26 protein-coding genes are annotated in these 26,152 nt (G+C 75.9%); 10 read left to right on the forward strand and 16 right to left on the reverse strand.

What is annotated here, in order from left to right; all coding sequences use genetic code 11:
• Window positions 1-23 precede the first annotated feature (23 nt).
• From U5M74_RS08540 to U5M74_RS08555, 4 genes are all read left to right on the forward strand, one after another.
• Window positions 24-1,529, forward strand: a complete 1,506-nt coding sequence (locus U5M74_RS08540; RefSeq protein WP_410908055.1) for an amidase — start codon at window positions 24-26, stop codon at window positions 1,527-1,529.
• 83 nt (window positions 1,530-1,612) lie between these two features.
• Window positions 1,613-2,230: a hypothetical protein gene (locus tag U5M74_RS08545; protein WP_410908057.1), complete on the forward strand. Its 618-nt coding sequence runs from the start codon at window positions 1,613-1,615 to the stop codon at window positions 2,228-2,230.
• 59 nt (window positions 2,231-2,289) lie between these two features.
• Window positions 2,290-3,351, forward strand: a complete 1,062-nt coding sequence (locus U5M74_RS08550) for an LLM class flavin-dependent oxidoreductase (RefSeq protein WP_410908059.1) — start codon at window positions 2,290-2,292, stop codon at window positions 3,349-3,351.
• 30 nt (window positions 3,352-3,381) lie between these two features.
• A complete protein-coding gene (locus tag U5M74_RS08555; RefSeq protein WP_410908061.1) occupies window positions 3,382-4,209 on the forward strand; it encodes an MBL fold metallo-hydrolase in 828 nt (275 codons plus the stop codon).
• 40 nt (window positions 4,210-4,249) lie between these two features.
• On the opposite strand, the gene U5M74_RS08560 is transcribed toward U5M74_RS08555, so the two are convergent.
• The 3 genes from U5M74_RS08560 to purS form a co-directional block, all read right to left on the reverse strand.
• Window positions 4,250-4,663 (reverse strand): hypothetical protein, encoded by a 414-nt coding sequence (locus U5M74_RS08560; RefSeq protein WP_410908063.1) that lies wholly within the window; start codon window positions 4,661-4,663, stop codon window positions 4,250-4,252.
• Window positions 4,664-4,860: 197 nt separating this feature from the next.
• Window positions 4,861-5,580: a phosphoribosylformylglycinamidine synthase subunit PurQ gene (gene purQ / locus U5M74_RS08565; RefSeq protein WP_410908065.1), complete on the reverse strand. Its 720-nt coding sequence runs from the start codon at window positions 5,578-5,580 to the stop codon at window positions 4,861-4,863.
• A complete protein-coding gene (gene purS, locus U5M74_RS08570; protein WP_069984737.1) occupies window positions 5,580-5,864 on the reverse strand; it encodes a phosphoribosylformylglycinamidine synthase subunit PurS in 285 nt (94 codons plus the stop codon). Before purS ends, purQ begins: the two co-directional genes overlap by 1 nt.
• A gap of 433 nt (window positions 5,865-6,297) precedes the next feature.
• Here purS and U5M74_RS08575 point away from each other — a divergent pair, with 433 nt between their 5' ends.
• A complete protein-coding gene (locus U5M74_RS08575; RefSeq protein WP_410908067.1) occupies window positions 6,298-7,335 on the forward strand; it encodes a DUF4190 domain-containing protein in 1,038 nt (345 codons plus the stop codon).
• A gap of 157 nt (window positions 7,336-7,492) precedes the next feature.
• Here the strand turns inward: U5M74_RS08575 and U5M74_RS08580 are convergent, their stop codons facing one another.
• The 4 genes from U5M74_RS08580 to U5M74_RS08595 all read right to left on the reverse strand — a co-directional run bounded on the left by U5M74_RS08580 (window position 7,493) and on the right by U5M74_RS08595 (window position 12,025).
• A complete protein-coding gene (locus U5M74_RS08580) occupies window positions 7,493-8,464 on the reverse strand; it encodes a phosphoribosylaminoimidazolesuccinocarboxamide synthase (RefSeq protein ID WP_410908069.1) in 972 nt (323 codons plus the stop codon).
• Between the two features lie 204 nt (window positions 8,465-8,668).
• Window positions 8,669-9,961: a phosphoribosylamine--glycine ligase gene (purD, locus tag U5M74_RS08585; RefSeq protein ID WP_410908071.1), complete on the reverse strand. Its 1,293-nt coding sequence runs from the start codon at window positions 9,959-9,961 to the stop codon at window positions 8,669-8,671.
• A gap of 103 nt (window positions 9,962-10,064) precedes the next feature.
• Window positions 10,065-11,357, reverse strand: a complete 1,293-nt coding sequence (locus U5M74_RS08590; protein ID WP_069983362.1) for an adenylosuccinate synthase — start codon at window positions 11,355-11,357, stop codon at window positions 10,065-10,067.
• Window positions 11,358-11,566: 209 nt separating this feature from the next.
• Window positions 11,567-12,025, reverse strand: a complete 459-nt coding sequence (locus tag U5M74_RS08595; RefSeq protein ID WP_410908073.1) for a DUF3151 domain-containing protein — start codon at window positions 12,023-12,025, stop codon at window positions 11,567-11,569.
• A gap of 87 nt (window positions 12,026-12,112) precedes the next feature.
• Here U5M74_RS08595 and U5M74_RS08600 point away from each other — a divergent pair, with 87 nt between their 5' ends.
• Window positions 12,113-12,523: an STAS domain-containing protein gene (locus tag U5M74_RS08600; RefSeq protein ID WP_410908075.1), complete on the forward strand. Its 411-nt coding sequence runs from the start codon at window positions 12,113-12,115 to the stop codon at window positions 12,521-12,523.
• A gap of 22 nt (window positions 12,524-12,545) precedes the next feature.
• Here U5M74_RS08600 and U5M74_RS08605 read toward each other — a convergent pair whose 3' ends face one another.
• Window positions 12,546-14,903, reverse strand: coding sequence for a SpoIIE family protein phosphatase (locus U5M74_RS08605; RefSeq protein WP_410908077.1), 2,358 nt, complete (start codon window positions 14,901-14,903; stop codon window positions 12,546-12,548).
• A 159-nt stretch (window positions 14,904-15,062) separates the two neighbouring features.
• On the opposite strand from U5M74_RS08605, the gene U5M74_RS08610 reads away from it, so the two are divergent.
• Entirely contained in the window at window positions 15,063-15,428 is a 366-nt protein-coding gene (locus U5M74_RS08610) for an STAS domain-containing protein (protein WP_410908079.1), read from the forward strand.
• Window positions 15,429-15,528: 100 nt separating this feature from the next.
• Here the strand turns inward: U5M74_RS08610 and fbaA are convergent, their stop codons facing one another.
• Together fbaA and U5M74_RS08620 are read right to left on the reverse strand one after the other, a co-directional pair.
• A complete protein-coding gene (gene fbaA / locus U5M74_RS08615) occupies window positions 15,529-16,548 on the reverse strand; it encodes a class II fructose-bisphosphate aldolase (protein WP_410908081.1) in 1,020 nt (339 codons plus the stop codon).
• Window positions 16,549-16,687: 139 nt separating this feature from the next.
• Window positions 16,688-17,473: a TrmH family RNA methyltransferase gene (locus U5M74_RS08620; RefSeq protein ID WP_410908083.1), complete on the reverse strand. Its 786-nt coding sequence runs from the start codon at window positions 17,471-17,473 to the stop codon at window positions 16,688-16,690.
• A gap of 109 nt (window positions 17,474-17,582) precedes the next feature.
• On the opposite strand from U5M74_RS08620, the gene U5M74_RS08625 reads away from it, so the two are divergent.
• Window positions 17,583-18,383, forward strand: coding sequence for a VTT domain-containing protein (locus tag U5M74_RS08625; RefSeq protein WP_410908085.1), 801 nt, complete (start codon window positions 17,583-17,585; stop codon window positions 18,381-18,383).
• A gap of 115 nt (window positions 18,384-18,498) precedes the next feature.
• Window positions 18,499-19,239: an HAD-IIA family hydrolase gene (locus U5M74_RS08630; RefSeq protein WP_410908289.1), complete on the forward strand. Its 741-nt coding sequence runs from the start codon at window positions 18,499-18,501 to the stop codon at window positions 19,237-19,239.
• A gap of 114 nt (window positions 19,240-19,353) precedes the next feature.
• On the opposite strand, the gene pyrE is transcribed toward U5M74_RS08630, so the two are convergent.
• Window positions 19,354-19,929 carry an orotate phosphoribosyltransferase gene (gene pyrE, locus U5M74_RS08635; protein WP_410908087.1) on the reverse strand — a complete coding sequence of 192 codons (576 nt, stop codon included), beginning with the start codon at window positions 19,927-19,929 and terminating at the stop codon, window positions 19,354-19,356.
• 50 nt (window positions 19,930-19,979) lie between these two features.
• Here pyrE and U5M74_RS08640 point away from each other — a divergent pair, with 50 nt between their 5' ends.
• Complete coding sequence (locus tag U5M74_RS08640; protein ID WP_410908089.1) at window positions 19,980-21,023, forward strand: magnesium and cobalt transport protein CorA; 1,044 nt, start codon at window positions 19,980-19,982, stop codon at window positions 21,021-21,023.
• On the opposite strand, the gene U5M74_RS08645 is transcribed toward U5M74_RS08640, so the two are convergent.
• The 5 genes from U5M74_RS08645 to U5M74_RS08665 are packed head-to-tail and all read right to left on the reverse strand — an operon-like array spanning window position 21,020 to window position 26,133.
• Window positions 21,020-21,784 (reverse strand): SDR family NAD(P)-dependent oxidoreductase, encoded by a 765-nt coding sequence (locus tag U5M74_RS08645; protein ID WP_410908091.1) that lies wholly within the window; start codon window positions 21,782-21,784, stop codon window positions 21,020-21,022. The genes U5M74_RS08640 and U5M74_RS08645 overlap by 4 nt on opposite strands.
• Before the next feature lie 10 nt (window positions 21,785-21,794).
• Window positions 21,795-22,448: a hypothetical protein gene (locus U5M74_RS08650; RefSeq protein WP_410908093.1), complete on the reverse strand. Its 654-nt coding sequence runs from the start codon at window positions 22,446-22,448 to the stop codon at window positions 21,795-21,797.
• A 36-nt stretch (window positions 22,449-22,484) separates the two neighbouring features.
• Complete coding sequence (locus U5M74_RS08655) at window positions 22,485-24,293, reverse strand: dipeptide ABC transporter ATP-binding protein (RefSeq protein WP_410908095.1); 1,809 nt, start codon at window positions 24,291-24,293, stop codon at window positions 22,485-22,487.
• Complete coding sequence (locus U5M74_RS08660; protein ID WP_410908097.1) at window positions 24,290-25,153, reverse strand: ABC transporter permease; 864 nt, start codon at window positions 25,151-25,153, stop codon at window positions 24,290-24,292. The genes U5M74_RS08655 and U5M74_RS08660 overlap by 4 nt, the downstream gene beginning before the upstream one ends.
• Window positions 25,150-26,133: an ABC transporter permease gene (locus tag U5M74_RS08665; RefSeq protein ID WP_410908099.1), complete on the reverse strand. Its 984-nt coding sequence runs from the start codon at window positions 26,131-26,133 to the stop codon at window positions 25,150-25,152. Before U5M74_RS08665 ends, U5M74_RS08660 begins: the two co-directional genes overlap by 4 nt.
• Window positions 26,134-26,152 lie beyond the last annotated feature (19 nt).

Below are 26,152 nucleotides of genomic sequence, written 5' to 3' on the forward strand. Positions count from 1 at the left end.
GCGGCGCCTCCTAGGCTGGCGGCATGACCGAGCTGCACGAGCGCACCGCCGTCGAGCTGCGCGACCTGCTCCGGGACGGCTCCCTGGCGCCGACCGACGTCGTCGAGCACTATCTCAAGCGCGTCGCGGCGGGCAACGCCGCCGTCGGCGCCCTCACCCTGGTGACCGCCGACGCCGCCCGCGAGCGCGCCGCCGTGCTGGAGCGCGAGCGGGACGCCGGCGCCCTCGTGGACGACTGCCCCGACGACGACGCCGTGCTGTGGGGCCTGCCGTCGGCCGACAAGGACCTGTGGGACCGCGCGGGCGTGCCGACCGGGTTCGGGTCGCGGGCGTTCGCCGGTCGGCACGCGTACGTGCCCGAGGTCAGCAGCGACGTCGTGCAGGTGCTCGACGCCGCGGGCACGGTGTCGCTCGGCCGCACGGCGGCGCCGGAGCTCGGGTTCCCGGCCTACACCGAGATGCTGGCCGGGCCGCCGGCGCGCAACCCGTGGGACCTCGGCCGCGGGGCGGGCGGGTCGAGCGGCGGCGCGGGCGCCGCGGTGGCCGCCGGCCTGCTGCCGTTCGCGCCGGGGTCCGACGGTGGCGGCTCGATCCGCATCCCGGCCGCCGCCTGCGGCCTCGTGGGGCTCAAGCCGACCCGCGGCCTGCTGCCGGCCGGGTCGGGCGTCGACTCCCTCGGCGGGCTCGTGGTCGCCGGGCCCCTCGCCCGCACGACGGCCGACGCCGCGCTGCTGCTCGAGGGCATGCTGCCGCGCCGCGGCGACGGCACCGTCGACCACCCGCTCACCCTCCGCACCGCCGCCGGGGAGCGGGGCGGCTACCTCGCCGCCGCGCAGCGCGGCGAGGCGCCGGACGGCCGCCGCCGCTTCCACCTGGCGGTGAGCACGTTCAGCGCGTGGGACGGCTTCTACGACGTCCCGGCCGGGCCCGAGGCGCGCGCGGCGCTCGACGCCGCGGTGGCCGGGCTGGGTGCCCTGGGGCACGGGATCGACGAACCCGCCTGGGAGCCCGACGCCGCCTACGCGCCCGCGTTCCGGACGATCTGGATGGCCGGGGCGTCCACGGTGCGCGTCGACGACCCCGAGCGCCTCGCCCTGCTCGAGCCGCTCACCCGGTGGCTGGTGGACGCCGGCCGCAGGGTCTCGGCCCGCCAGCTCGCCGAGGCGCTCGCGGCGCTCGCGCGGTTCGAGCGCACGATGGTGGCGCGCGTCGAGCGGTTCGACGCGGTCGTGACGCCGGCGCTGGCGATGACGCCCCGCCCGCTGGGCTGGTTCGACGCCGAGGACCCGGAGCGCAACTTCGAGCAGCAGTGCCAGTACACGCCGTACACGTCGATGATCAACGTCTGCGGCCTCCCGGCGATCACGGTGCCGGTCACGTGGACGGAGCCGACGGCCTCGGCGCCGGCGGGCCTGCCGATGGGGGTGCAGCTCGTCGGGCGGCCCGGCGGAGAGCACGTGCTCCTGGCGCTCGCCGCGCAGCTCGAGGAGCGGCTGCGGTGGTCGGAGCGGCGGCCGCCCGTCTGGTGACCCGTCGGCCTTCCCCTCGCCCCCGCCCCGGCGTAGCGTTACCCCCAGGGGGTACTCACAGCCGGAGCACGAGGGAGTGACCGATGCCCGAGACCCCAGCGCAGCGTGCCGCCCGCCCGGCGCCGTGGCCGTGGTTGCGCACCGCCGCGTGGCTCGTCCTCGGCGCGCTCTCGGCGGCCGGGCTGCTGGCGGCCGGCGCCCTGCTCGACGGTGGCGGCGCGGGCGGCGGCCTGCGGCTCGACGCCGTCGGCGTGTCCACCCCGGCCACCGCCGTCGGCGTCGCGGCGCTGTGCTACCTGGCGGCAGCGGCCACCGGCCGCCGGTGGGCGGCGTGGGCCGCCGTGCCGGTCGCGAGCGCCCTGCCGTTCCTCGCCGAGGTGCTCGACGTGCCGCGGTGGACGGCCCTCGTCGCCGCCGGGGTGGTGCTCGTGGCGCTCGGCGCGCTCGCGCGGCGGGCCGCGACGTGGCCGCAGGCGCTCGCCATGGCGGGCTGGTCCGCCGCGTGCGTCGTGGCCCTGCAGCTCGCGCCGCGCGTCGGGCTCGCGCTGGCCGGCGTCGCGCTCGCCGTGCACGCGGCGTGGGACGCGGTGCACTACCGGCGCGACGTCGTCGTGCACCGCTCGCTCGCCGTGTGGTGCATGGGCCTGGACGTGCTGCTCGGCGGGGCGTGCGTGGTGCTCGCGGTCGCCGCGGGGGCGTGACGCGCGCCCTGTGAGGACTGGGCGGAACACGGCGCCGCCGCGCGGTGTTGCCCTAGGCGATGAACGCCGTGAACCCCTCCCCCGCGCTGTCCGTGCTCGACCTCGTGCCCGTCCGCTCCGGGCAGAGCACCGCCCAGGCCATCGCCTCGTCGCTCGAGCTCGTGCGGCTCGCCGACCGGCTCGGCCTGGCCCGGTACTGGTTCGCCGAGCACCACAACATGCCGGCCGTCGCGGCGTCCACGCCGCCGGTGATGATCGCCGCCGCGGCGGCGCAGACCGAGCGCATCCACCTCGGCTCCGGCGGCGTCATGCTGCCCAACCACGCGCCGCTCGTGGTCGCCGAGCAGTTCGCCGCGCTCGAGGCGCTCGCCCCGGGCCGCATCGACCTCGGCATCGGCCGCGCGCCCGGCAGCGACCCGGTGATCACCGCGCTGCTGCGGTCCTCGGGGCCCACCGCCGACGTCGAGCGCTTCCCGCAGCACGTGCAGGACGTCATGGCGCTGCTGCAGCGCGACGGCGCCACCATCCGCCTCACCAGCGGCGAGACCTACCCCGTGCGGGCCACCCCGGCCGCCGAGGGCACCCCCACGGTGTGGCTGCTCGGCTCCTCGGACTACTCCGCGCGCCTGGCCGCCGAGCTCGGCCTGCCGTACGTGTTCGCGCACCACTTCGCCGGGCCCGGGCTCCAGCAGGCGCTGACGCTGTACCGCGACGGCTACCGCCCCAGCGAGGAGCACCCGGAGCCGCGCACGTTCGTCACGGCGAACGTCGTCGTGGCGGCCACCCAGGAGGAGGCCGACGAGCGCGCGCTGCCGCAGCTGCGGTCGATGGCGCGGCTGCGCACCGGCAAGCCGATGGGCCCGCTGGAGACCGTCGAGGAGGCCAAGGCCGCTCCGCTCGACACCCTCGGCGAGCAGGCGGTCGCGGACATGCGCGCGCGCTGGATCATCGGCACGCCCGAGGCGGCCGCCGACGAGCTGGCCCGGCTCGCCGCCGCCCACGGCACCGGCGAGGTCATGGCCGTGCCCGTCGCGTCGTCGTACGCCGGCGAGGACCTGACCACGACGCCGGGCCGCACGCGGACGCTGGAGCTGCTCGCGGGCGCCCTCGCCGCGCGCTGACCGGGGCGCCCGCCGTCTAGGCTGCCGCGCATGACGACGCCCGACCCGGTGACGCCGTTCGCCGCGGTGCTGCGGGCCGACAACCCCGGCCCGATGACGCTCGACGGCACCCGCAGCCACGTGCTGCGCGCCCCCGGCGCGGAGGCGGCCGTCGTCGTCGACCCCGGGCCGGATCATGCGGACCACCTCGCGGCGCTGGCCGCCGCCGGCCCGGTGGCGCTGGTGCTCGTGACGCACCGGCACGCCGACCACACCGCCGGGGCGCCGCGGCTGCACGCGCTCACCGGTGCGCCCGTGCGCGCGGCGGACCCGGCGCACTGCCACGGCGGTGCGCCGCTGGCGGGCGGCGAGGTGATCGAGGCGGCCGGCCTGCGCGTCGAGGTGCTGGCCACGCCCGGCCACACGGCCGACTCGGTCTCCTTCGTCGTCGCGCCCGCCGGCGCGGCGGAGGGCGCCGCTGCGCCCGAGCGCGTGGTGCTCACCGGCGACACGGTGCTCGGCCGCGGCACCACGGTGATCGCCGAGCCCGACGGGTCGCTGCGCGACTACCTCGTGAGTCTCGACGTGCTCGAGCGCGCCGCGGGCGCGGCGCCGGTGCGCGGGCTGCCCGGCCACGGCCCGGTGGTCGACGACCTCGGCGCCGTGGTGCGCGCGTACCGGGCCCACCGCCACGAGCGGCTCGCGCAGGTGCGCGCCGCGGTGGCGGCGCTCGGCGTGGCGCTGCCGGACGGCGGGGACGTGCCCGCCGGCCTGGCCGACGCCGTCGTCGACGCCGTGTACGCGGACGTGGACGACGCGGTGCGCCGGGCGGCGCGGCAGTCGGTCGTCGCGCAGCTGGAGTACCTCGCCGGCCGGTGACCCGCGCCCTCGCCCGCGGGCGTGCCGGGTGGTCAGCCGGTCAGGCGCGGACCTCGTGCGGCCGCACCAGCGCCCCGTCCGTGGGGACGGGCAGCTGCCAGCGGGAGCCGTGGCCGCTCGAGACGGCGTGGTACGGCGTCTGCACGACGACGCGGTCGGGTCGCGCGGAGGCGATCTCGACCGTCGTGGGGCCGTCGACGCCCTCGCCGCGCAGGAGCACCCACCGGTCCGCGAGCACGGCGAGGCCCGTCGCGTGCAGCAGCTCGCGGCCGGCGTCCTCGTCGGCCGCCGGGCCCACGGGGTGCCCGAACAGCGTGGCCGGCACCCACTCCCGCACCTGGTCGCCCTCGGCCGTGGTCCGGTCCCGGCGGTCGTCCGCCGCGGGCAGCAGGTAGCCGACGAGCTCGTCGTCGGACGGCCGGTGCACGGGGAGCCAGGACGTGGGGACGGTCATGCGCGGCACCGTAGCGGCGCCGCGCGGCGGACGGCACGGGATTTCCTCCACCCGCCTTCCGGGTCCCTGGCGGTCCGAGACAGACCCCGCTGTCTCGGACCGCCAGAGACCCGGAACGGCCGATGCGGCCGGGGCAGGGACGACGAGGGCCCCGGAGCCGTCGCTCCGGGGCCCTCGCGCTGCGTGCGGCGGATGCGTCAGGCGTGCACCAGCGACGCGAGCACCGACGTGAAGAACGTCAGGCCGTCCGTGCCGGCGCGCACGCCGTCGGCGGCGTCGGGGCCGAAGCCGGCCTCGACCGCGTGCTCGGGGTGCGGCATGAGGCCGACGACGTTGCCCCGCTCGTTGGTGATGCCGGCGATGTCGCGGCGCGAGCCGTTCGGGTTCTGGCCGACGTAGCGGAACACCACGCGGCCCTCGCCCTCGAGCTCGTCGAGGGTGCGGTCGTCGGCGACGAACTGCCCGTCCTGGTTCTTCAGCGGGATGGTGATCGTCTGGCCCTGCGCGAACTCGTTCGTCCATGCGGTGGAGGCGTTCTCCACCAGGAGCTGCTGCTCGCGGCAGACGAAGTGCAGGTGGTCGTTCTTGACCATCGACCCCGGCAGCAGGTGCGCCTCGGTGAGGATCTGGAAGCCGTTGCAGATGCCCAGCACCGGCATGCCGCCGCGGGCGGCGTCGACGACGGCGCCCATCGCCGGCGCGAACCGGCTGATGGCGCCGGCGCGGAGGTAGTCGCCGTAGGAGAAGCCGCCCGGCAGGACGACGGCGTCGACCCCGTGCAGGTCGGCGTCGGCGTGCCACAGGGCGACCGGCTCACCGCCGGCGAGGCGGACGGCGCGCGCCGCGTCGCGGTCGTCGAGCGTGCCGGGGAACGTGAGGACGCCGATGCGGGCGGCGCCGAGCGTGGCGGCGGCCATCAGGCCGCGCCCTCGACCGTCGTCGCGGCGGCGTCGGTGACGGCGTCGGCCACGCGGACGACGTCCTCGATGACCGGGTTGCTCAGCAGCGTCACCGCGGCCTCCTGGGCGGCGGCGAGCACCTCGGGCGTCACGTCGCCCTCGACCTCGAGCTCGAACCGCTTGCCCTGGCGCACGCTGGTGAACTGGGTGAATCCGAGGCGAGGCAGCGCCCCGACCACGGCCTTGCCCTGGGGGTCCAGGATCTCGGGCTTGGGCATGACCTCGACGACGACGCGTCCCACGGGGGCTCCTCTGGTGGGTCTTCCGGCACGTGCCGCCGCTCCGGGATCCCGCGCACGGGGCCATCCGGCGGAGCGGTGGCGCAGGCGTGCGCGAGCGGGAGCACGACGGCGGGGTTCCGCGGCCAGTCTACCCGCGGCGCGCGGCGCCCCGGTCCGCCGTCCGCGCCGCCACCCGGGACGCACCTCCGCGGCCACCGCCGACCCCGCCGGCGCCGCGGGTCCGCAGGTCACGATCCCGCAACACCCTGCCGCGGGAGCGCCGGGCCGACCCGCCGCCGCGACGTGGGGCCGGATAGGGTCGCGACGGCGGTCCGCCCGTCCGCGTCCACCGACGCGGTGGCACCGCCGTCGTCGCACCCCGCTCGTACCCGTGGCGCCGTCCCGCGGGGTGACACCAGCCCGCGCCACGACACCGCCGACCTGTGAGGCCGCCTTGAGCACCACGCCCCCGGAGGGCACGACCCCGGACCCGTTCGCCCCGCCGTCCTCGACCCCCGAGACGCCGGCCCCGACGCCGGCGGGCGCCACGCCGCCCGCCGCCCCGTACGGCGCGCCGTCCGCCCCGCGGACGACGCCCGGACAGCCGGCGCCGTACACCGAGGGTGGCGCGCCGAGCACCGACGCCCCGGCCTCGCCGTACGGGGCCGCGCCGTCGCCGTACGGGGCCGCGCCGTCGCCGTACAGCCAGCCGTCGGCCGCGCCGCAGTCGCCCTACGGGTCCTCCCCGTACGACCGGCCCGCCGCCCCCGGCACCGACGGCTTCGCCATCGCCTCGCTCGTCACCGGCATCCTCGGCACGGGCGTCGTCGCGCTCGTGCTCGGCATCGTCGGCCTGAACCGCGTCAAGAAGTCCGGGCAGAACGGCAAGGGCCTGTCCATCGCCGGCATCGTGCTCGGCGCGCTCGGCATCCTGGGCGGGATCGTCTGGATCGCCATGGTCGTGTGGCTGGTCAACAACGCCGACGAGCTCGAGGAGCTCGACACCGCCGCCGGCACCTCGGTGGTCCAGGAGTCCGAGGCGCCCGTCGAGGACACGGCCGAGGACACGGCTGAGGACACGGCCGAGGACTCGGCCGCCACCGGGACCGGCAGCACCGCCCTCGAGGGCACCGTCGCGGCCGACGCCGCGTTCGACCTCGGCGGCTGCTTCGACGCGCCCGAGAGCGGCAACGTCTACGACATCGAGTTCGTCGACTGCACCCAGTCGCACGAGTTCGAGGTGTACGCCGTGGACGCCTTCGCCGAGGGGGCCTTCCCCGGCGAGGACGCGGTGGCGAGCACGGCGGTCGAGTTCTGCGAGTCCGCCTTCGAGCCGTACGTCGGCACCGACTACTACGACTCGGCCCTCGACTACGACGCCTACCTGCCCGACGGCGACTCGTGGGACATGGGCGACCGTGAGCTCGCCTGCTACGCCTACTCGCTCGACGGCGAGCCGCTGACCAGCAGCGTCAAGGGCTCGGGCCTCTGACGCCGGTCCGGCCCCCCATCGTCGTGGGTGCGCCGGACCCGCTCGGCACACCCACGACGACGGGGCGCCCTCCGCACGGAGGGCGCCCCGTCGTCGTGGCGGGCCTGGGCGGTGCGGCCGGGCCGGCGGCCGCGCGTCGGCCGTCGCGCGTCGGCCGTCAGCTCAGCGGCGCGCCCGTGAGGCGCTCGTACGCCTCGAGGTAGCGGTCGCGGGTGCGCAGGACGACGTCGGCCGGCAGCGCGGGGGGCGCGGCGTCGCCGGCGCGGTCCCAGCCGGAGGCCGGCGAGGTGAGCCAGTCGCGCACGAACTGCTTGTCGAAGCTGGGCTGGGCGCGCCCCGGCGCCCACTGGTCGGCCGGCCAGAAGCGCGACGAGTCGGGCGTGAGCACCTCGTCGCCGAGCACGACCTCGCCGGTGACCGGGTCGGTGCCGAACTCGAGCTTCGTGTCCGCGAGGATCACGCCCTTCTCGCGCGCGATCTCCTCGGCCCGGGCGTAGACCGCCAGGGTGAGGTCGCGCAGCGTGGTGGCGGCGGCCTCGCCGAGGCGTTCGACGACGGCGGAGAAGGGCACGTTCTCGTCGTGCTCGCCCACCTCGGCCTTGGTCGCCGGCGTGAAGATCGGCTCGGGCAGGCGGGAGCCGTCCACGAGGCCGTCGGGCAGCGGGATGCCGGTCACCGAGCCGGACGCGCGGTACTCCGCCAGGCCGGAGCCGGTGAGGTAGCCGCGCGCGACGCACTCGACGGGGAACATGTCCAGGCGCCGGCAGATCATGGCCCGGCCGGCCACGACGTCGGGCACGAGCCCGTCGAACGGCGCGGCGCTGACCTCGGTGCTGACCACGTGGTTCGGCACCAGGTCCGCGAGCTGGTCGAACCACCACAGGCTCAGCTGCGTGAGCACCACGCCCTTGTCGGGGATGCCGGGGGCGAGCACGTGGTCGTACGCCGAGACCCGGTCGGAGGCGACGACGAGGACGACCTCGCCGAGCGGGTGCGCACCGCCGAGGGACGGCAGGTCGGGCTCGTACAGGTCCCGGACCTTGCCCGAGTAGACGTGCCGCCAGCCGGGCAGGTCGAGCGGGCCGCCGGCGAAGGCCTCCGAGAGGTTGTCAGGGCGCGTGTCGGTCACCGGCCCAGTCTCCCATCCCGGCGCCGGACGACGGCGCCGCGTCCGGGCGTCGAGCGCCGGCGGCGGAGAGTCCGCCGGGTTACCGGCGGCCGGCCGACGTCGGCGGGCGTCTGGTCGGTGAGCACGGGCCGGCGGAGGACGGCGCCGCTTCCCGTGCCCGGGGCGCCGCGCCGAGACCGGGCCGCGCAAGGTCCGGTGGCGGCCTCAGCCGGCCGTCGGGACCGTGACCTCGCCCCGCGCCGCCCTGAGCGCGATGTCCGTGCGGTGGTGCGAGCCGGCGAGCCCGACGCGCGCCACGCCCTCGTAGGCCAGACGGCGCGCCGCGTCGAGGTCCGCGCCGCGCGCGACGACGGACAGCACGCGCCCCCCGGCGGCCACGAGCGTGCCGTCGGGCGACGTCGCCGTGCCGGCGTGCAGCACGTGCACGCCGTCCAGCGCCTCGGCGTCGTCGGTCCCGGTGATCGCGTCGCCCTTGCGTGGCGTGCCCGGGTACCCGGCGGCCGCGACGACGACGTTGACGACCGCGTCGTCCGACCAGCGCAGCGGCTCCAGGTCACCCAGCGCGCCGGTGGCGGCGGCGAGCAGGACGGCCGACAGCGGCGTGACCAGGCGGGTCAGCACGACCTGCGTCTCGGGGTCGCCGAAGCGGGCGTTGAACTCGACCACCCGCGTGCCGCGCGAGGTCAGCGCGAGGCCCACGTACAGCACGCCGGCGAACGGCGTGCCGCGGCGGGCCATCTCGTCGACCGTCGGCTGCGCGACGCGCTCCACCACCTCGTCGACGAGACCGGCCGGCGCCCAGCCCAGCGGCGAGTAGGCGCCCATGCCGCCGGTGTTGGGGCCGGCGTCGTCGTCGCCGACGCGCTTGAAGTCCTGGGCGGGCACGAGCGGCACCACGGCGGCGCCGTCGCTGATGCAGAAGAGGGAGACCTCGGGGCCGTCGAGGTACTCCTCGACGACGACGCGACCCGCGCCGCCGGGCGCCGCGAGCGCGGCCTCGGCGTGGGCCAGCGCGGCGTCGCGGTCGGACGTGACGACGACGCCCTTGCCCGCCGCGAGGCCGTCGTCCTTGACCACGTGGGGGGCGCCGAAGTCGTCGAGCGCCGCGGCGACCTCGTCGAGCGTGGTGCACACGTGCGCCGCCGCGGTGGGCACGCCGGCGGCGGCCATGACGTCCTTCGCGAAGGCCTTGGACCCCTCGAGGCGGGCCGCCTCGGCGGACGGGCCGAAGCACGGGACCCCGGCCGCGCGCACGGCGTCGGCCACCCCGGCGACCAGCGGCGCCTCCGGGCCGACGACGACGAGGTCGGCGCCCAGGCCGGTCGCGAGGGCGGCGACGGCGGCGCCGTCGTTCGCGTCCACCGCGTGCAGCGCCGCCTCCCGGCCGATCCCCGGGTTGCCGGGCGCCGCGTGGAGCTCGTGGCCCCCGGGCTCGCCCGCCAGGGCGTGGACGATGGCGTGCTCGCGGGCACCGTTCCCGACGACGAGGATCTTCACGGGCGCCCAGTGTAGGTGGGCGCCCGTGACGCACGACGCGCCCGCCCGGTCCGCGGCCGGAGGCAGCGGCGGGCGGGCGCGCCGGGACGACGCTGCAGGAGCGTCAGCGGCCGTGGATGAGGTCGTGCACGGGGATGATCTCGTCGCGGCGCGGGCCCACGCCCACCGCGGAGATGCGCGTGCCGGACACGCTCTCGAGGAACTTCAGGTACTCCTGGGCGTTCTTCGGCAGGTCCTCGATGGTGCGGGCACCCGAGATGTCCTCCCACCAGCCCGGCAGCTCCTCGTAGACCGGGACGGCGTGGTGGAACGCGGTCTGGTCGTCCGGCATCTCGTCGTAGCGGGTGCCGTCGACGTCGTACGCCACGCACACCGGCACCCTGTCCATGCCGGTGAGCACGTCGAGCTTGGTGACCACGAGGTCCGTGAGGCCGTTGACGCGCGAGGCGTAGCGGGCGATGACGGCGTCGTACCAGCCGGTGCGGCGCGCGCGGCCGGTGGTGACGCCGTACTCGCCGCCGGTCTTGCGCAGGTACTCGCCGGAGTCGTCGAACAGCTCGGTGGGGAACGGGCCCTCACCCACGCGGGTGGTGTAGGCCTTGATGACGCCGATGACGGAGTCGACGCGGGTGGGTCCGATGCCCGAGCCGGTCACGGCGCCGCCGGCGGTGGCGCTCGACGACGTCACGAACGGGTAGGTGCCGTGGTCGATGTCGAGCATCGTCGCCTGGCCGGCCTCGAACAGCACGGTCTTGCCGGCGTCGAGGGCCTGGTTGAGCACCAGCGGGGTGTTGGCGACCATCGGCTTGAGGCGCTCGGCGTACGCCAGCAGCTGGTCGACGGTCTGGTCCACGTCGACCGCGCGGCGGTTGTAGACCTTCACCAGCAGGTGGTTCTTCTGGTTGAGCGAGCCCTCGACCTTGTCCCGCAGGATCTTGGGGTCGAACAGGTCGGAGATCCGGATGCCGACGCGGTTGATCTTGTCCGCGTACGCCGGGCCGATGCCGCGGCCCGTGGTGCCGATCTTCCGCTTGCCCAGGAACCGCTCGGTCACCTTGTCGATGGTGCGGTGGTAGTCGGTGATGACGTGCGCCTGGCTCGACACGAGCAGGCGCGAGACGTCGACGCCGCGCGCGACGAGCGCGTCGAGCTCCTCGAACAGCACCTCGATGTCGACGACGACGCCGTTGCCGATGACCGGCGTGACGCCCGGCGACAGGATGCCCGAGGGCAGCAGGTGCAGGGCGTACTTCTCGTCGCCGATCACGACCGTGTGGCCGGCGTTGTTGCCGCCGTTGAACTTCACCACGTAGTCGACGCGGGACCCGAGCAGGTCCGTCGCCTTGCCCTTGCCCTCATCGCCCCACTGGGCACCGACGAGCACGACCGCTGGCATGGGGGATCCCTCTTCCCTAGGTAGACGAGGCCGGCGCGCCCGCCTCGTGGCGGCGGCCCGACCGCCTGCCGAGTTTACCCTCGCGTGACCTTTACCGGGCGGGCGGGCCGGCCGGGCGGTGGACGCACCGGCGGACGGGCTGCTCAGCGGCCACGTCGCCGGCACGTCGCCGGCACGTCGCCGGCACGTCGCCGGCGCGCCGGCGCGCGTCAGCGCAGCGCCGCGACCTCGGCGGTCGAGGTGCCGGAGTCGACGAGGAGCTGCTTGCAGCGCTCCGCCTCCTCGGTCTCGCCGACGAGCTCGGCCGCCGTGGCCAGCGCCAGCAAGGAGCGCAGGAAACCGTGGTTCGGCGCGTGGTCGGCCGGGATCGGGCCGCGGCCGCGCCAGCCGGCACGGCGCAGCGCGTCGAGCCCGCGGTGGTAGCCGGTGCGCGCGTAGGCGTACGCCGTCACGACGCGGGCGGTGCCGAGCTCGGCGTGCTCGTCGCCGCCGTAGCCCTCGAGGGTGTCCTCCGCCAGCGCCGCCCAGGCGAGCGACGACGACGGGTGCGCGGCGGCGAGCGCGGAGGGGTCCTCGCCGGCGTCGAGGCCGGCGGCGACCTCGGGGTGCTCGTCGGGCAGCAGCGTGGGCTCGGGGGCCAGGAGGTCGGGGCGGTGCTGGTCGCTCATGGCCCCATCGTCGCACCGCTCCCGCGGGCGCGTCCGGCACCCCGCCGCCGCGCGCGTGCCCCCCGCGCACGCCGTAGGCTCGAGCGCATGATCGAGATCGCGACGTCCTCGACGACTGCGACCCTCGTGATCGCGGGGGACCTCGACCTCGCCGAGCGCGACCAGTTCCCGGAGATCGCCGCACGCGTCGTCGGGCTGCGCCGCCAGCTCCTGGTCATCGACATGTGCCGGGTCACCTTCATGGACTCCACCGGGGCGGCGTTCCTCATCTCCCTGGCCGACGCCGGCCGCAAGCGCGGCGGGGCCACGGTGCTGCGGGGCGCGGACGAGCGCGACCTGTTCGTGCTCGAGGTCTGCGGGGCGCTCGACCTGTTCCGGATCGACGGCGACCACCGCTGCGACCCGGCGTCGATGCCCACGGTGCCGCCGCGGACCGCCGGAGCGCAGTCCGCCGGGAGCCGGCGCGCGGCGCTGGCGCAGCGCCGCCGGCGCGCCTAGGCGCACCGCCTCCCGCCGGGGCTCAGGCGGACGGCTGGGTGACGCGCCCGCCGGTCTGCCCCTGCGCCGGCTCCCCCGCCGGCCCTTCGGCCGGCTCCGGCACGACCGGCTTGAGCCGGGCCCACACGAGCTTGCCCGTCGCCGTCGGCCGCCAGCCCCAGTCGGCCAGCCGCTCCACGATCTGCATGCCGAACCCGCCCATGCGATGGGGGTGCCCGTCGGTGGCGACGGGCGGGGCGGGGTTGGAGTCCTCGACCTCGATGCGCAGGCCCTCGCCCGTGTCGTACAACCGCAGCGCCACGTTCCCCCAGCCGTGCAGCACGCCGTTGGCCACGAGCTCCGAGACCACCAGCTCCGCCGCCGCCGACTCCGCGATCCCCCACGCCTGGCACGAGCGCACCACCGCGCGCCGCGCCCGCCCGATCGACGGCGCCTCGCTCGGCAGCAGCCAGCGGCGCGAGCGCGGGCCGAGGGTCCGCCCCGCCGCGGCGTCGTTGACCGGGTCGGGCACCCGCACGACGACGATGGCGACGTCGTCCTCGGGCGCGTCGGCGAGCCGCGCGAGCAGCTCCTCCCCCACCCCCGCGGCGTCGCGGGCCGTGATCCGGCCCGAGGTCTCGACGAGCGCGTCGAGCCCCGCGCGCAGGGAGCGGTCGCGCCGCTCGATGAGCCCGTCGGTGTACAGCAGCAGCACGTCGCCCGGGCGCAGCTCCTCGGTGGCGGTGCTGCGCTCGGCGAACCCGAAGCCCACCAGCGAGCCGCCGACGGCGGAGAGCTGGGTCACCTGCCCGTCGCGCAGCAGCAGCGGCGGCAGGTGGCCCGCGCGGGTGTACTCCAGGGCCCACGTCTCCCCGGCCTGGGTGTCGGTCCCGGCGCCGTCGCCCGGCCGGCGCAGCGCGGCGTAGACGAGGCTCGCCGAGCGCGGCACGCGCATGCCCTGGACCAGCTGGTCCACCCGGTCGAGCACCACCCCGGGCGTGGTCAGCTCGTACGCGTAGGAGCGCACCACCGAGCGCAGCTGCCCCATGGCCGCCGCGGCCTCGACGTCGTGCCCCACGACGTCGCCGATGACGAGGCCCACGGTGGCGTCGTCGATCTGCAGCACGTCGTACCAGTCGCCGCCCACCTGCGCGTGCTCGACGTTGGGCGCGTAGTAGGTCCACACGTCCAGCCCGGCGACGTCGGCCTGCTCGGGGAGCATGGCGCGCTGCAGGGCCTCGGCGAGCCGGTGCTCGCGGGCGTACAGCCGGGCGTTGTCGATGGCGGTGCCGGCGCGGCGGGCGACGACCTCCACCACGGTGCGCACGTCATCGGTCGAGGCGCCCCCGGAGGCGTCGACGGCCGCGGCGGCCGGCGCCTCGGCGTCGTCGCCGGGCCAGGTGACGAGCAGCCCCAGCACCTGCCGGCGCCCGCCCACGGCGTGCACGACGACGGAGCCGGGCCGCGCGCCGGTCCGCTCGCCGATGCGGCGCACGACGTCGCGGCGCAGCCAGCCCGACGCCGAGAACGGCGGGTAGGCCACGTCCAGGCGCACCGCCAGCGGCCCGTCCACGAGCCCGTCGAGCAGGTCCTGCACGGCGTCGACGGCCTCGATGCCGAGGGCGGCCGACGGGTCACCCTCGAGGGCGTCGGGCGCCGCGTCGCCCACGAACCGGGCGTGCCGACGGCCGCGGCCGCTCGGCGGGGCGGCGACGTCGACCCCCTCGGCGAACACCAGGCCGTCGTCGTTGAGGTAGAAGCCCGCCCACGGCACGAGCCGGCGCAGCAGGTCGGTGATGTCCCGCAGCGCGTACGGGTAGTCGAGGTCGGCGAGCAGCTCGGCGGACCGGGCGACGAGGTCGAGGTCGGCGCGCTGGCGGCGCTCCGCCTCGAGGGAGCGCTGCTGGGCGACGTGCTCGTCCACGCGCCGGGAGACGTCGATGCTCACGACGAGGTAGTGCGTCACCGCGCCCGCCGCGTCGCGGCGCGGGGTGAAGGTGCTCAGCGCCCAGTACGTGCCGCCGTCGCGCCGCCGGTACTGCAGCGTGCGGGTGACCACGTCGCCGTGGGCCAGGCCCGCGTGCAGGTCGTCCGCGGCGCCGGGGTCGGCGAGCAGCGCGACCAGCGCGCCGAGGCCGTCGCGCGGCGCGCCCTGGTCGGCGGGGTCGGCGGGGTCGGCGGGGTCGGCAGGGCGGGCGGGGTCGGCGGGGCGGGCGGGGTCGGCGGCGAGGTCGTCGAGGCGGTAGCCGGTGGCGGCGACGAAGGCGGCGTTGGCCCACAGCAGCGGCATCCCGGCCGCGTACGGGCCGGTCAGGAGCACGGGGACCGACGTCGCGGCGGCGATGTCGGCCAGGACGGAGGGGTCACCACGCCACTGTGACGGATCGTACAAATCCGTCATCATGCCTCCGTCGCTCCGCGTCCATGGGTGAAGATGGTGTTCCTGCAGGTCAATCAAACCGTAATGTGGTGCCTGACGAGGCGCGAGGGATGCGCGCCAGGCACCGGGGGGCGTGAGAGGAGCACCGTGCGCGACGGAACGGAACCCAAGGCGGCCGCGGTGAGCGGCACGGACACCGACGACCACCTGCCGACGGACGGTGACCCGGCGAGCGTCCATCTCATCGTGGGCACCACCCGTGCCCGCATCGTCCTGTCGGGCGAGATCGACGCGGACATCGGCCCGGAGCTGGGCGAGGCCGTCTCCGAGGCCGAGGCGTCCGGGCTGCCGGTGGAGATCGACGCGCACCACATCACGTTCATGGACTCCTCGGGCGTCGCGTTCCTCGCACGCCTGGCCTCCCGGATGCCGCACAAGGTCCGCATCCTGCGCGCGCCGCCCACGGTGAAGTTCCTCCTCGAGGTGACCCGGATCGGCGAGATGCTCGAGATCGTCGACACCGACGAGGGCTTCGACGTCCAGTGACGCCGAGATAGAGAGCCCCCCGGCCGAGATAGAGAGGCCCCCTCCCGCCGCGGTTCACCCGCAGCCGGAGGGGGCCTCTCTATCTCGGCCTGTCGAGACGTCACATCTTGTGGCCGGCCGAGCGCAGCTGCTGGCAGGCCTCGACGATGCGCTGGGCCATGCCGCCCTCGGCGAGCTTGCCCCAGGCGCGCGGGTCGTACGCCTTCTTGTTGCCGACCTCGCCGTCGATCTTCAGCACGCCGTCGTAGTTCTTCATGACGTGGTCGACCACCGGGCGGGTGAACGCGTACTGCGTGTCGGTGTCGATGTTCATCTTGATGACACCGTTGTCGACCGCCTGGCCGATCTCCTCGGCCGTCGAGCCCGACCCGCCGTGGAACACCAGGTCGAACGGCATCTCCTTGCCGATCTCCTTGCCGACGGCCTGCTGGATCTCCAGCAGGATCTCCGGGCGCAGCTTCACGGCGCCCGGCTTGTAGACGCCGTGCACGTTGCCGAAGGTCAGCGCCGTCAGGTAGCGGCCCTTCTCGCCGGCGCCGAGGGCGCGGACCGTCTGCAGGCCGTCCTCGGGCGTCGTGTAGAGCTTGTCGTTGATCTCTGCGGCGTGGCCGTCCTCCTCGCCGCCGACGACGCCGATCTCGATCTCGAGGATCGTGCGCGCGGCCTGCGAGAGCTCGAGCAGCTCGGAGGCGATGGTGAGGTTCTCGTCGATCGGCACGGTGGAGCCGTCGAACATGTGCGACTGGAACGTCGGCAGCTTGCCGGCCTTGACCTGCTCGGCCTCGAGGGCCAGCAGCGGGCGGACCCAGGAGTCCAGCTTGTCCGCCGTGCAGTGGTCGGTGTGGACGGCGATGTTCACCGGGTAGTTCTTGGCGACCTCGGTCGCGTACGCCGCCAGGGCGAGCGAGCCGGCGATGCGGTCCTTGATCGTCGAGCCCGAGGCGTACTCCGCGCCACCGACCGACACCTGGATGATGCCGTCCGACTCGGCCTCCGCGAAGCCCTGCAGCGCGGCGGTGATGGTCTGCGACGACGTGATGTTGACCGCGGGGTAGGCGAACTTGCCGGCCTTCGCCCGGTCGATCATCTCGGCGTAGACCTCGGGGGTAGCGATAGGCATGTCAGTGCTCCAAGGACGAACGGATCTGCCTGGTCGATCCTCCCACGGCGCACCTGCGGGCGTCATGCCTCAGACGGCTGGGGCGACGCCCGCGGCGCTCGCCGGCACGGGCGATGACGAGGCGTCGGACGCCCGGACCCTATCGGGTCCGGCCCGCCAGGGCACCGAGGCGTCCGCCCCGCACGCCGGACCGGGCGTCCGGGCGGGCACCGGTGGCGTCGCCGCCCTCGGCACCGTCGTCGTCGCCGGCGTCGTCGTCGGCGTCGTCGTCGCCGCCGGCGCGCGCGTGCTGCAGCGCCCAGGCGTGCATGGCGATCGCGGCTGCCGCGCCCGCGTTGAGCGACCGGGTCGAGCCGTGCTGGGTGATGTGGACGACGTCGGCGCACGCCGCCTGCATCGGCGCCGTCAGGCCCGTGGACTCCTGGCCGAACACCAGGACGCAGCGCTCGGGGAACCGGTAGCCCTCGATCGGCACCGAGCCCGGCACGTTGTCGACGCCGATCACCGGAAGGCCGGCGTCGTCCGCCCACGCCGCGAGCGCCGCCGCGTCGGGCCGGTGATCCACGTGCAGGTAGCGGTCGGTCACCATCGCGCCGCGGCGGTTCCACCGCCGTCTGCCCACCACGTGCACGCCCGCCACGTTGAACGCGTTGGCCGTGCGCACCACCGAGCCGATGTTGAGGTCGTGCGCCCAGTTCTCGATGGCCACGTGCAGCGGGTGCCGGCGGGTGTCCAGGTCGGTGACGATCGCCTCGACGGTCCAGTAGCGGTAGCGGTCGACGACGTTGCGGCGGTCGCCGTGGGCCAGCAGCTCGGGGTCGTAGCGCGGGTCCGGGGCGCCGTCGGGCCCCGTGGGCCACGGGCCGGCCCACGGGCCGACACCGACGTGGGGCACCGCGGGCACGGGCGCGGCGGGGTCGGTCATGCGCCCATCCTCCCGCACCGACCGCCGGAGCCGGCAGCACCCGTCGGCGCCCTCCAGGGCCCGTCGGGCGCCGCGGGCCGCACCGACCGGCCCGGCTAGGCTCGGCCCCATGCTTGCGACGACCGCGCTCGCGGACACCCTGCCCGCGCTGGCCGCCCACCTCCCCGCCGCGGGCGCCGTGCACGCGCTCGGCCCCGACTGGATGGACCCCCAGCACCTCATCGACCGGTTCGGGGACGCCGCGCTGGTGGGCATCGCGCTCGTCATCTTCGTCGAGACCGGCCTGCTCTTCCCGATCCTGCCGGGCGACTCCCTGCTGTTCACCGCGGGCGCGCTCGTGGCGCAGGGCACGCTGCACATCGACCTGCCCGTGCTGTGCGTGATCCTCTTCGTCGCCGCGTTCGCCGGCGACCAGGTCGGCTACCTCATCGGCCGGTTCGCCGGACCCAGGATCTTCGACCGGCCCGACTCGAAGATCTTCCGGCGCCAGCACATCGACCAGACCAACGCCTACTTCGACAGGTACGGCGGCCGCACCATCGTCGTCGCGCGGTTCGTGCCGATCGTGCGCACCTACGCGCCGGTCGCGGCGGGCGTCGGCCACATGGGCTACCGCCAGTTCGTCGGCTTCAACGCCCTCGGGGCGCTGCTGTGGGCGGTGGGCGTGACCGTGCTCGGCTACCTGCTGGGCAACATCACGTTCGTCAAGGAGAACATCGAGGCGCTGATCGTCCTCATCGTGCTGGTCTCCGTGGTGCCCATGGTGGTGGAGGTGCTGCGGGCCCGGAAGCGAGAGAAGGCCGCCAGGCTCGCGGCCGCCGGACCCGCCGCGCCGGGTGCCGCGCCGGCGGCGGCCGCACCCGGTACCTTCCACGACGACGGCACGCGTCCGCCCCGGCACGCGCGCTGACCGCACCGCCCCAGCACCGCCACCGCGCCGGCGCGAGCCGGCGCACCGCTCCGAGAGAGGTACCGCGTTGACCGAGCGACTGATCGACCGCCCCATCGAGTCCTGGCTCACGGACATGGACGGCGTGCTCGTGCACGAGGGGTACGCCATCCCCGGCGCGCCGGAGTTCGTCAAGGCGCTGCGCGACGCCGGCCGGCCGTTCCTCATCCTCACGAACAACTCGATCTTCACGCCGCGCGACCTGCGCGCCCGCCTCGCGACGAGCGGCATCGACGTGCCGGAGTCGGCGATCTGGACCTCCGCCCTGGCCACCGCGCGGTTCCTCGACGACCAGCACCCGGGCGGCTCGGCGTACGCGATCGGCGAGGCCGGCCTCACGACGGCCCTGTACGAGGCGGGCTACACGCTCACCGACAACGACCCGGAGTACGTGGTGCTGGGCGAGACCCGCACGTACTCGTTCGAGGCGATCACCAAGGCGATCCGCCTGGTGCAGGGCGGCGCGAAGTTCATCGCCACCAACCCGGACGTGACGGGTCCCTCGCAGGAGGGCCCGCTGCCCGCCACGGGCGCCGTCGCCGCGATGATCACCGCCGCCACCGGCCGCCAGCCGTACTACGTGGGCAAGCCGAACCCGATGATGTTCCGGTCCGCGCTCAACCGGATCGACGCGCACTCGGAGACGACGGCGATGATCGGCGACCGCATGGACACCGACGTCGTGGCGGGGATCGAGGCCGGCCTGCACACCTTCCTCGTGATGACCGGCTCGACGACGCCCGCCGACGTCGAGAAGTACCCGTTCCGCCCGTCGCAGGTGGTCGACTCGGTGGCGGACCTCATCAGGCACGTCTGAGCGCGCGCCGCCACCCGCACACGCCGACGGCTGGAGAAGCAGGACGGAACTCGCGTTGTTCCGTCCTGCTTCTCCAGCCGTCGGCGCAAGTGCGGCGGGAGCGTGGGGCTCGGCTCAGCCGAGGTCGAGGTCGGCCAGCCCGAACAGGTAGTGGTAGGCGTACCCGCGCTCCTCGATCTTCTCCCGGGCGCCCGTGTCCCGGTCGACGAGCGTCGCCACGCCCATGATCTGCGCGCCCGCGGCCTCGACGGCGTCGATGGCCTGCAGCAGCGAGCCGCCCGTGGTGGAGGTGTCCTCGACGACGACCACCCTGCGGCCGGCGACGTCCGGGCCCTCGATCTGGCGCTGCAGGCCGTGCGCCTTGGCGGCCTTGCGCACCACGAACGCGTCGAGGTCCTGCCCGCGGGAGGCGGCGGCGTGCAGCAGCGCGTCCGCGATGGGGTCGGCGCCCAGGGTCAGGCCGCCGACGGCGTCGATCTCCGCCGTGCCCAGGCCGACCTCCTCGAGGTGGTCCAGCAGCACGTGCCCCACCAGCGGCGCCGCGCGGTGGTGCAGCGTGATGCGGCGCAGGTCGACGTAGTAGTCGGCCTCCTTGCCGCTGGCGAGCGTCACCTTGCCGTGCACCACGGCGAGCTCCTTGATGAGCTCGGCCAGCTGCTCGCGCGGGGTCGGGGAGAAGTCTGCGGTCATGGCCGCCAGCGTAGTGGGCGGCGCCCGCCGTCCCGGCGCAGAGTGTCCCCGTGAGCATCGTCGACAACGCCGTGTACGTGGACGGGCGGCGCACCGCGCCGCCGTCGCTGGAGGACACCTTCGAGACCCTGCGCGAGCACGGCGGCGTGGCCTGGATCGACCTGTACCGGCCGTCGGAGGCCGAGCTGCGGGCCGTGGCAGAGGAGTTCGGGCTGCACCCCCTCGCCGTCGAGGACGCGGTGCACGCCCACCAGCGGTCCAAGCTCGACCGCTACGACGACGTGGTGTTCGTCGTGGTCCACCCGGCGCGGTACCTGGACGAGGCCGAGGAGGTCGAGTTCGGCGAGCTGCACGCGTTCGTCGGCCCGGACTTCGTGGTCACGGTGCGCCAGGCCGAGTCGCCCGACGTCGGTGCCGTCCGCGCCCGGCTCGAGGCCGACCCGCGGCTGCTGCGCCGGGGGCCGGTGTCCATCCTCCACGCCCTGCTCGACCAGGTCGTCGACGAGTACGCCCCCGTCCTGGCCGGGCTGCGCCACGACGTCGACGAGATCGAGGACCAGCTCTTCGACCGCGACCCCGACGTGTCGCGGCGCATCTACGAGCTGTCGCGCGAGGTGATCGCGTTCCAGCGGGCGGTCCACCCGCTGGCGGGCATGCTGCGCGCCCTGGAGTCCGGCGCGGTGCGCACCGGGCCCGCGGGCGCCGCCGGGCCGGGCGGCACGCTCGACGTCGAGCTGCAGCGCAGCCTGCGGGACGTCCTCGACCACACGATCCGGTGCGCGGAGCAGGTCGACGAGCTCCGCACCCTGCTCGGGAACGCCCTCACGGTGCACTCGACGCTGGTGGGGCAGGAGCAGAACGAGGAGATGCGGCGCCTGTCCGAGGTGAGCGTGCGCCAGGCGGAGCAGGCGAAGAAGATCTCGTCGTGGGCGGCGATCCTCTTCGCCCCGACGCTCGTGGCCTCGGTCTACGGCATGAACTTCGACCACATGCCGGAGCTGCACTGGGTGCTCGGCTACCCGATGGCGGTGGGGCTGATGCTCGCGCTGGCGGTGGTCCTCTACCGGGTGTTCAAGCGCGCCGACTGGCTCTAGCGGTACCTGCCGACGGCGCGCACGGCGCGGCGGGGCGCGAGCCGCAGCAGCGCGGCGGCGGCCTTGTACCGCCCCGACGGCGTGGACAGCACCGCCCCGCGGCGCACGTCCGCGAGCGCCTCGGCCACGACGTCGGACGCGTCCAGCCACGCCGCCTCGGGCAGCTGCGACATGTCGAGCTCGGCGCGGGCGTGGAACTCGGTGTGCGTGAAGCCGGGCGCGACCACGGTGGCGGTGACGCCGGTGCCGCGCAGCTCGACCGCGAGGCCCTCGGTGAAGGAGCGCACCCACGCCTTCGCGGCGGCGTACGTGCCGCCGGCGGTGAGCGCCGCGACCGACCCGACGTTGAGGATCGCCCCGCGCCCGCGCCGGGTCATCTGCCCGGCGGCGGCCCGGCTGAGCACCAGCACGGCCCGCACCATGACGTCGAGCGCCTGCTCCTCGACGGCGATGTCGCCGTCCACGAACCGCTGGCCGGTGGCGAAGCCGGCGTTGTTGACCAGCAGGCCCACGGGGCGGGCGTCCTGGGCGCCGGTCTCGGCCAGGCGCTGCGCGACGCGCTCCAGGTCCTCGCGCACGGACAGGTCGGCGGGCAGCACCTCGACGTCGACGCCCGCGACGACGCGGATGCGCTGCGCGACCTCCTCCAGGCGCTCGGCGTCGCGGGCCACCAGCACCAGGTGGTGCCGGGCCGTGGCGAGCTGCCAGGCGAACTCCAGTCCCAGGCCGGCGGTGGCGCCGGTGACGAGCGCGGTACCCATGCGGGCCAGCCTAGAGGCGGGCCGCCGCGGCGCGCGCGAAGGTGACGATCCGGCGGGCGCGGAACACGAGCGCGAAGCCGATCGCGGTGACGTGCCCGACGACGCGCATGCGCTCGTTCACGGCGCCCGGCAGCACCGGGTCGTCGTCGGGGACGATGCCGTCCGCGGCCGAGCGCAGCGACAGCACGCGGGCGCGCTCGCGCGGCCCGATCCGCTCGAGCAGGCGCGGCACGGCGTGCAGCGACTCGTCGAACACGTCGTTGTGGGCGAGCACCGGGTCCGGCAGGTGGTCGGGGTGGCGGAACTTGCCGACCACGAGCACGGCCGCGGCGAGGCCCGGGTGCTCCGCCAGCACGGCGAGCGCGGCGCCGGCGCCGGCGGAGGCGCCCACGACCGCGACCCGCTCCCCGCGCTCCTCGTAGCCGCGCACGACGTCGAGCAGCGCGGCGGTGCGGTCGGCGAACCGGGCGTCCGACGACCAGCCGACGCGGAACACCGCCGTCCGCACGCCCAGGGAGCGCCACGTGCGCAGGCCCTGCCGCTGCAGCCAGACCAGCCAGTCCATGCGGTCGCCGAGCCCGGGCACGAACACCACCCGCAGGGGCGCCCGGTCCCGCCGGCGCGGGCTCGCGGGCGCGGCGCGGCGGCGGGAGAGGCGGGTCACGGCGGCCATCGTGCCAGGCCGCGGCCTGCGGCGCCGTCAGCGGCGGGCGACGTCGAGCACCGGGGTCGCCGCCTGCAGCCGGCGCGTGTACTCGTGCTGCGGGTCCGCCCAGACCTGCTCCGTGGTGCCCTGCTCGACGATCTCGCCGGCGCGCATCACGGCGACGCGGTCGCACAGGTGGCGCACCACGCCCAGGTCGTGCGAGACGAGCACCAGGGTGAGCTCGCGCTCGTCGGCGAGGTCGGCCAGCAGGTTGAGCACCTGGGCGCGCACGGACACGTCGAGAGCGCTCACCGGCTCGTCCGCGACGAGCACGCGCGGGCGGCACACCAGGGCCCGGGCGATCGAGATGCGCTGGCGCTGGCCGCCGGAGAACTGGTGCGGGTAGCGGCCGGCGGCGTCGGCGGGCAGCCCGACCGCGGCGAGCATCTCCGCCACGAGCCCGCGCCGGCCGTCGGGCGTCGCCGCCTCGGGCAGGGCCGCCCGGTTGGCGGGGTTCAGCAGCGGCTCGGCGACGACGTCGCCCACGCGCAGGCGCGGGTCGAGCGAGCCCATCGGGTCCTGGAAGACCATCTGCAGGTCGCTGCGCACGCGCGCCAGCTCGCGCGGGCCGGCCAGCCGTCGGCCGTCCGGGCCGTCCTCCGCGAGCCGCACGCCGGCCACCTCGACGGTCCCCGACGTCGGGGTGTCGAGGCCCGCGAGCAGCCGCAGCGCCGTCGTCTTGCCCGAGCCCGACTCCCCGACGAGCCCGAACCGCTCGCCCGGCGCGACGTCGAACGACACGCCCCGCAGCGCGTCGACGACGTCGGCGGGCCGGCGGCGCCAGCCCGCGCGCGAGCGCACGTAGCGGCGGGCGAGGTCACGGACGCGGACGACCGGCGCCGTCGAGCGGGCACCGTCGCCGTCCGGCGGCTCGGGCGAGGCGGCGGGCGGCACCGCCGTCGGTGCCGTGGGTGCCGCCGCGGCGCCCGGGCGGTACCCGTCCGCCGTCGCGACCGTGAACAGCCGCCCCTGGGCGTCCGTCGCGGTCAGGTCCGACGCCGCCAGCAGCCCCCGGGTGTACGGGTGCTGCGGGTCGGCGAACACCTCGGCCACCGGACCGGACTCCACCACCCGCCCGTCGCGCATCACCACGACGCGCTCGCAGACGCGCGCGACGACGGCGAGGTCGTGGGTGATGAACAGCAGGCCGGTGCCGCGGCGCGCCACCAGGTCGGCCATGAGGTCGAGCACCTGCTCCTGGACCGTGACGTCGAGCGCGGTGGTCGGCTCGTCGGCCACCAGCAGCGCCGGGTCGTTGGCCAGGGCCATCGCGATCATGACGCGCTGGCGCTGGCCGCCCGAGAGCTGGTGCGGGTAGGCGCGCGCCGCGCGGTCCGGGTCCGGCAGGCCCACCTCGCGCAGCAGCCCGACGGCGCGCTCGGCGGCGTCGGCGCGCCCGCGCGCGCCGTGCAGCGTCATCACCTCGGCCACCTGCGCGCCCACCCGCACCAGCGGGTCGAGCGCCGTCATCGGCTCCTGGAACACCATCGACATCAGCTGCCCGCGCAGCGGCGCCAGGCGGCGGTCGCCGCGGGCGAGCAGGTCCCGCTCGGCGGCGACGTCCACGCCGCCGGTCGCCGTGACGCCGTCGGGCAGCAGGCCCATGACCGCGAGCGCCGTCATCGACTTGCCGGACCCGGACTCGCCGATGAGGCCGACGCGCTCGCCCGCCCCGACGGTGAGCGAGACGCCGTCGACCAGGGCACGGTCGCGCGTGCGGACGGCGAGGTCGCGGACGGCGAGCGCGGGCGCCGGGACGACCGGGCGCGCGGCGCCGCGGGGCGCGGAGGGGACCGCGGTCATCGCACCCCCTTGAGGCGCGGGTCGAGCACGTCGCGCAGGCCGTCGCCGAGCAGGTTGAACCCGAGCACGGCGACGGCGATCGCGACGCCGGGCACCACGGCGAGGTAGTCGTGCGTGCCGAGGTACTGCTGGGACTCGGCGAGCATGCGGCCCCACGACGGCGTGGGCGGCGTGGTGCCCAGGCCGAGGAAGGACAGGCCGGCCTCGGCCAGCACGGCGAGGGCGAAGTTGACCGAGCACTGCACGATCACGAGGCCGGCGATGTTGGGCAGCACGTGCCGCAGCGCCACGGCCGACGGCGGCCGGTTCGCGGCGCGCGCGGCGAGCACGTAGTCGGTGCGGACCACCCGCAGCGTGCCGGAGCGCGCCACCCGGGCGAACGCCGGGACCGACGCGATGCCGAGCGCCACCATCGCCGTCGTCGTGCCCGCCCCGAACGCGGCGCCGAAGACGAGCGCGAGCAGCAGCCCGGGGAAGGCGAGCAGCACGTCGGAGCCGCGCATCAGCAGCGTGCCCGGCAGGCCGCCGCGCATCCCGGCGACCACGCCGACCGGCACGCCCACCACCGCGCCGATGCCCACGGCGACGACGCCGACGTACAGCGAGATCCGGGCGCCCACCATGATCTGGCTCAGCACGTCGCGGCCGAACCGGTCGGTGCCGAGCCAGTGCGCGGACGACGGGCCCTGGAGCCGGTCGACGGGCACGGCCCGGACCGGGTCGTACGGCGTCCAGACGAGCGAGACCAGGGCGAGCACGACGACGACGGCCACGAGCGCCGCCCCGACGACGAGCTGGGCGTGGACGCCCGGCTCGCGGCGGCCGGCGGCGTCGACGCCGACGGGCTGCAGCAGGCTCATCGCGCCCCTCCCCCGGCCAGGACGTCGCGCGCGCCGGCGCCGGTGCGCAGTCGCGGGTCGAGGACCGTGTACAGGGCGTCGACGAGGAAGTTCACGACGACGACGAGCAGCACCAGCACCATGACGATCGACTGCACGGCGAGCAGGTCGCGGTTGGCCACGGAGTCGACCAGCAGCGAGCCGAGGCCGGGCACCACGAACACGCGCTCGACGACGACGGCGCCCACGAGCAGCGCCGCGAGCTGCACGCCGACGACGGTGACGACCGGCACCCCGGCGTTGCGCAGGCCGTGGTGCACCAGCGCGCCGGTGCGGGTGCGCCCGGCCGCGCGGGCGGTGCGCAGGAAGTCCTCGCGCATCACCTCGAGCACGGCGCTGCGCACGTACCGCGTGACGATCGCCGCCTGCACGGTGCCCAGCGCGACCACGGGCAGCGTGACGTGCCGCCAGAACTCGGCGGGGTCCTCGGCGGGCGGCACCCACCCGCCCGCGGGCAGCCAGCCGGCGCGCACGGCCACGAGGGAGACCAGCAGCACGCCGACCAGGAAGTTCGGCACGGCCACGCCCACCTGGGACGCGCCGGAGATCAGCGCGCCCCACGCCGACCGCTGCGTCACCGCGGCGAGGGTGCCCAGCGGCACCGCGACCACCAGCGCCAGCAGCATCGCGAGGCCCACGAGGATCAGCGTGACCTGCACGCGGTCGGCCACCAGCGGGGTGATCGGCCGGCCGGTGACGGACGACGTGCCGAGGTCGCCGCGCAGCAGCCCGCCCACCCACTCGAGGTACTGGGCCGCCAGCGGGCGGTCGGTGCCGTGCTCGGCCCGCCAGGCCGCGAGCGCCTCGGGCGTGGCCTGCACGCCGAGCGCGACGGCGGCGGTGTCGCCGGGCAGCACGCGCAGCACGAGGAAGACCAGCATCGAGGCGACCACGAGGGTGACCACGAGCTGCGTGGCCAGGCTCAGCAGGTGACGGGGCATGGGTGGCGGTTCGGCTCGG

Origin of the sequence: Puerhibacterium sp. TATVAM-FAB25, assembly GCF_046535855.1 — a bacterium.
GTDB classification, from domain to species: domain Bacteria; phylum Actinomycetota; class Actinomycetes; order Actinomycetales; family Cellulomonadaceae; genus Puerhibacterium; species Puerhibacterium variabilis_A.

Coding starts and splice junctions, on each gene's coding strand:
- U5M74_RS08540 (WP_410908055.1), top strand. CDS start 24: ATGACCGAGCTGCACGAGCGCACCGCCGTCGAGCTGCGCGACCTGCTC.
- U5M74_RS08545 (WP_410908057.1), top strand. CDS start 1,613: ATGCCCGAGACCCCAGCGCAGCGTGCCGCCCGCCCGGCGCCGTGGCCG.
- U5M74_RS08550 (WP_410908059.1), top strand. CDS start 2,290: ATGAACGCCGTGAACCCCTCCCCCGCGCTGTCCGTGCTCGACCTCGTG.
- U5M74_RS08555 (WP_410908061.1), top strand. CDS start 3,382: ATGACGACGCCCGACCCGGTGACGCCGTTCGCCGCGGTGCTGCGGGCC.
- U5M74_RS08560 (WP_410908063.1), bottom strand. CDS start 4,663: ATGACCGTCCCCACGTCCTGGCTCCCCGTGCACCGGCCGTCCGACGAC.
- purQ (WP_410908065.1), bottom strand. CDS start 5,580: ATGGCCGCCGCCACGCTCGGCGCCGCCCGCATCGGCGTCCTCACGTTC.
- U5M74_RS08590 (WP_069983362.1), bottom strand. CDS start 11,357: ATGCCAGCGGTCGTGCTCGTCGGTGCCCAGTGGGGCGATGAGGGCAAG.
- U5M74_RS08595 (WP_410908073.1), bottom strand. CDS start 12,025: ATGAGCGACCAGCACCGCCCCGACCTCCTGGCCCCCGAGCCCACGCTG.
- U5M74_RS08600 (WP_410908075.1), top strand. CDS start 12,113: ATGATCGAGATCGCGACGTCCTCGACGACTGCGACCCTCGTGATCGCG.
- U5M74_RS08605 (WP_410908077.1), bottom strand. CDS start 14,903: ATGACGGATTTGTACGATCCGTCACAGTGGCGTGGTGACCCCTCCGTC.
- fbaA (WP_410908081.1), bottom strand. CDS start 16,548: ATGCCTATCGCTACCCCCGAGGTCTACGCCGAGATGATCGACCGGGCG.
- U5M74_RS08620 (WP_410908083.1), bottom strand. CDS start 17,473: ATGACCGACCCCGCCGCGCCCGTGCCCGCGGTGCCCCACGTCGGTGTC.
- U5M74_RS08625 (WP_410908085.1), top strand. CDS start 17,583: ATGCTTGCGACGACCGCGCTCGCGGACACCCTGCCCGCGCTGGCCGCC.
- U5M74_RS08630 (WP_410908289.1), top strand. CDS start 18,499: ATGGACGGCGTGCTCGTGCACGAGGGGTACGCCATCCCCGGCGCGCCG.
- pyrE (WP_410908087.1), bottom strand. CDS start 19,929: ATGACCGCAGACTTCTCCCCGACCCCGCGCGAGCAGCTGGCCGAGCTC.
- U5M74_RS08645 (WP_410908091.1), bottom strand. CDS start 21,784: ATGGGTACCGCGCTCGTCACCGGCGCCACCGCCGGCCTGGGACTGGAG.
- U5M74_RS08655 (WP_410908095.1), bottom strand. CDS start 24,293: ATGACCGCGGTCCCCTCCGCGCCCCGCGGCGCCGCGCGCCCGGTCGTC.
- U5M74_RS08660 (WP_410908097.1), bottom strand. CDS start 25,153: ATGAGCCTGCTGCAGCCCGTCGGCGTCGACGCCGCCGGCCGCCGCGAG.
- U5M74_RS08665 (WP_410908099.1), bottom strand. CDS start 26,133: ATGCCCCGTCACCTGCTGAGCCTGGCCACGCAGCTCGTGGTCACCCTC.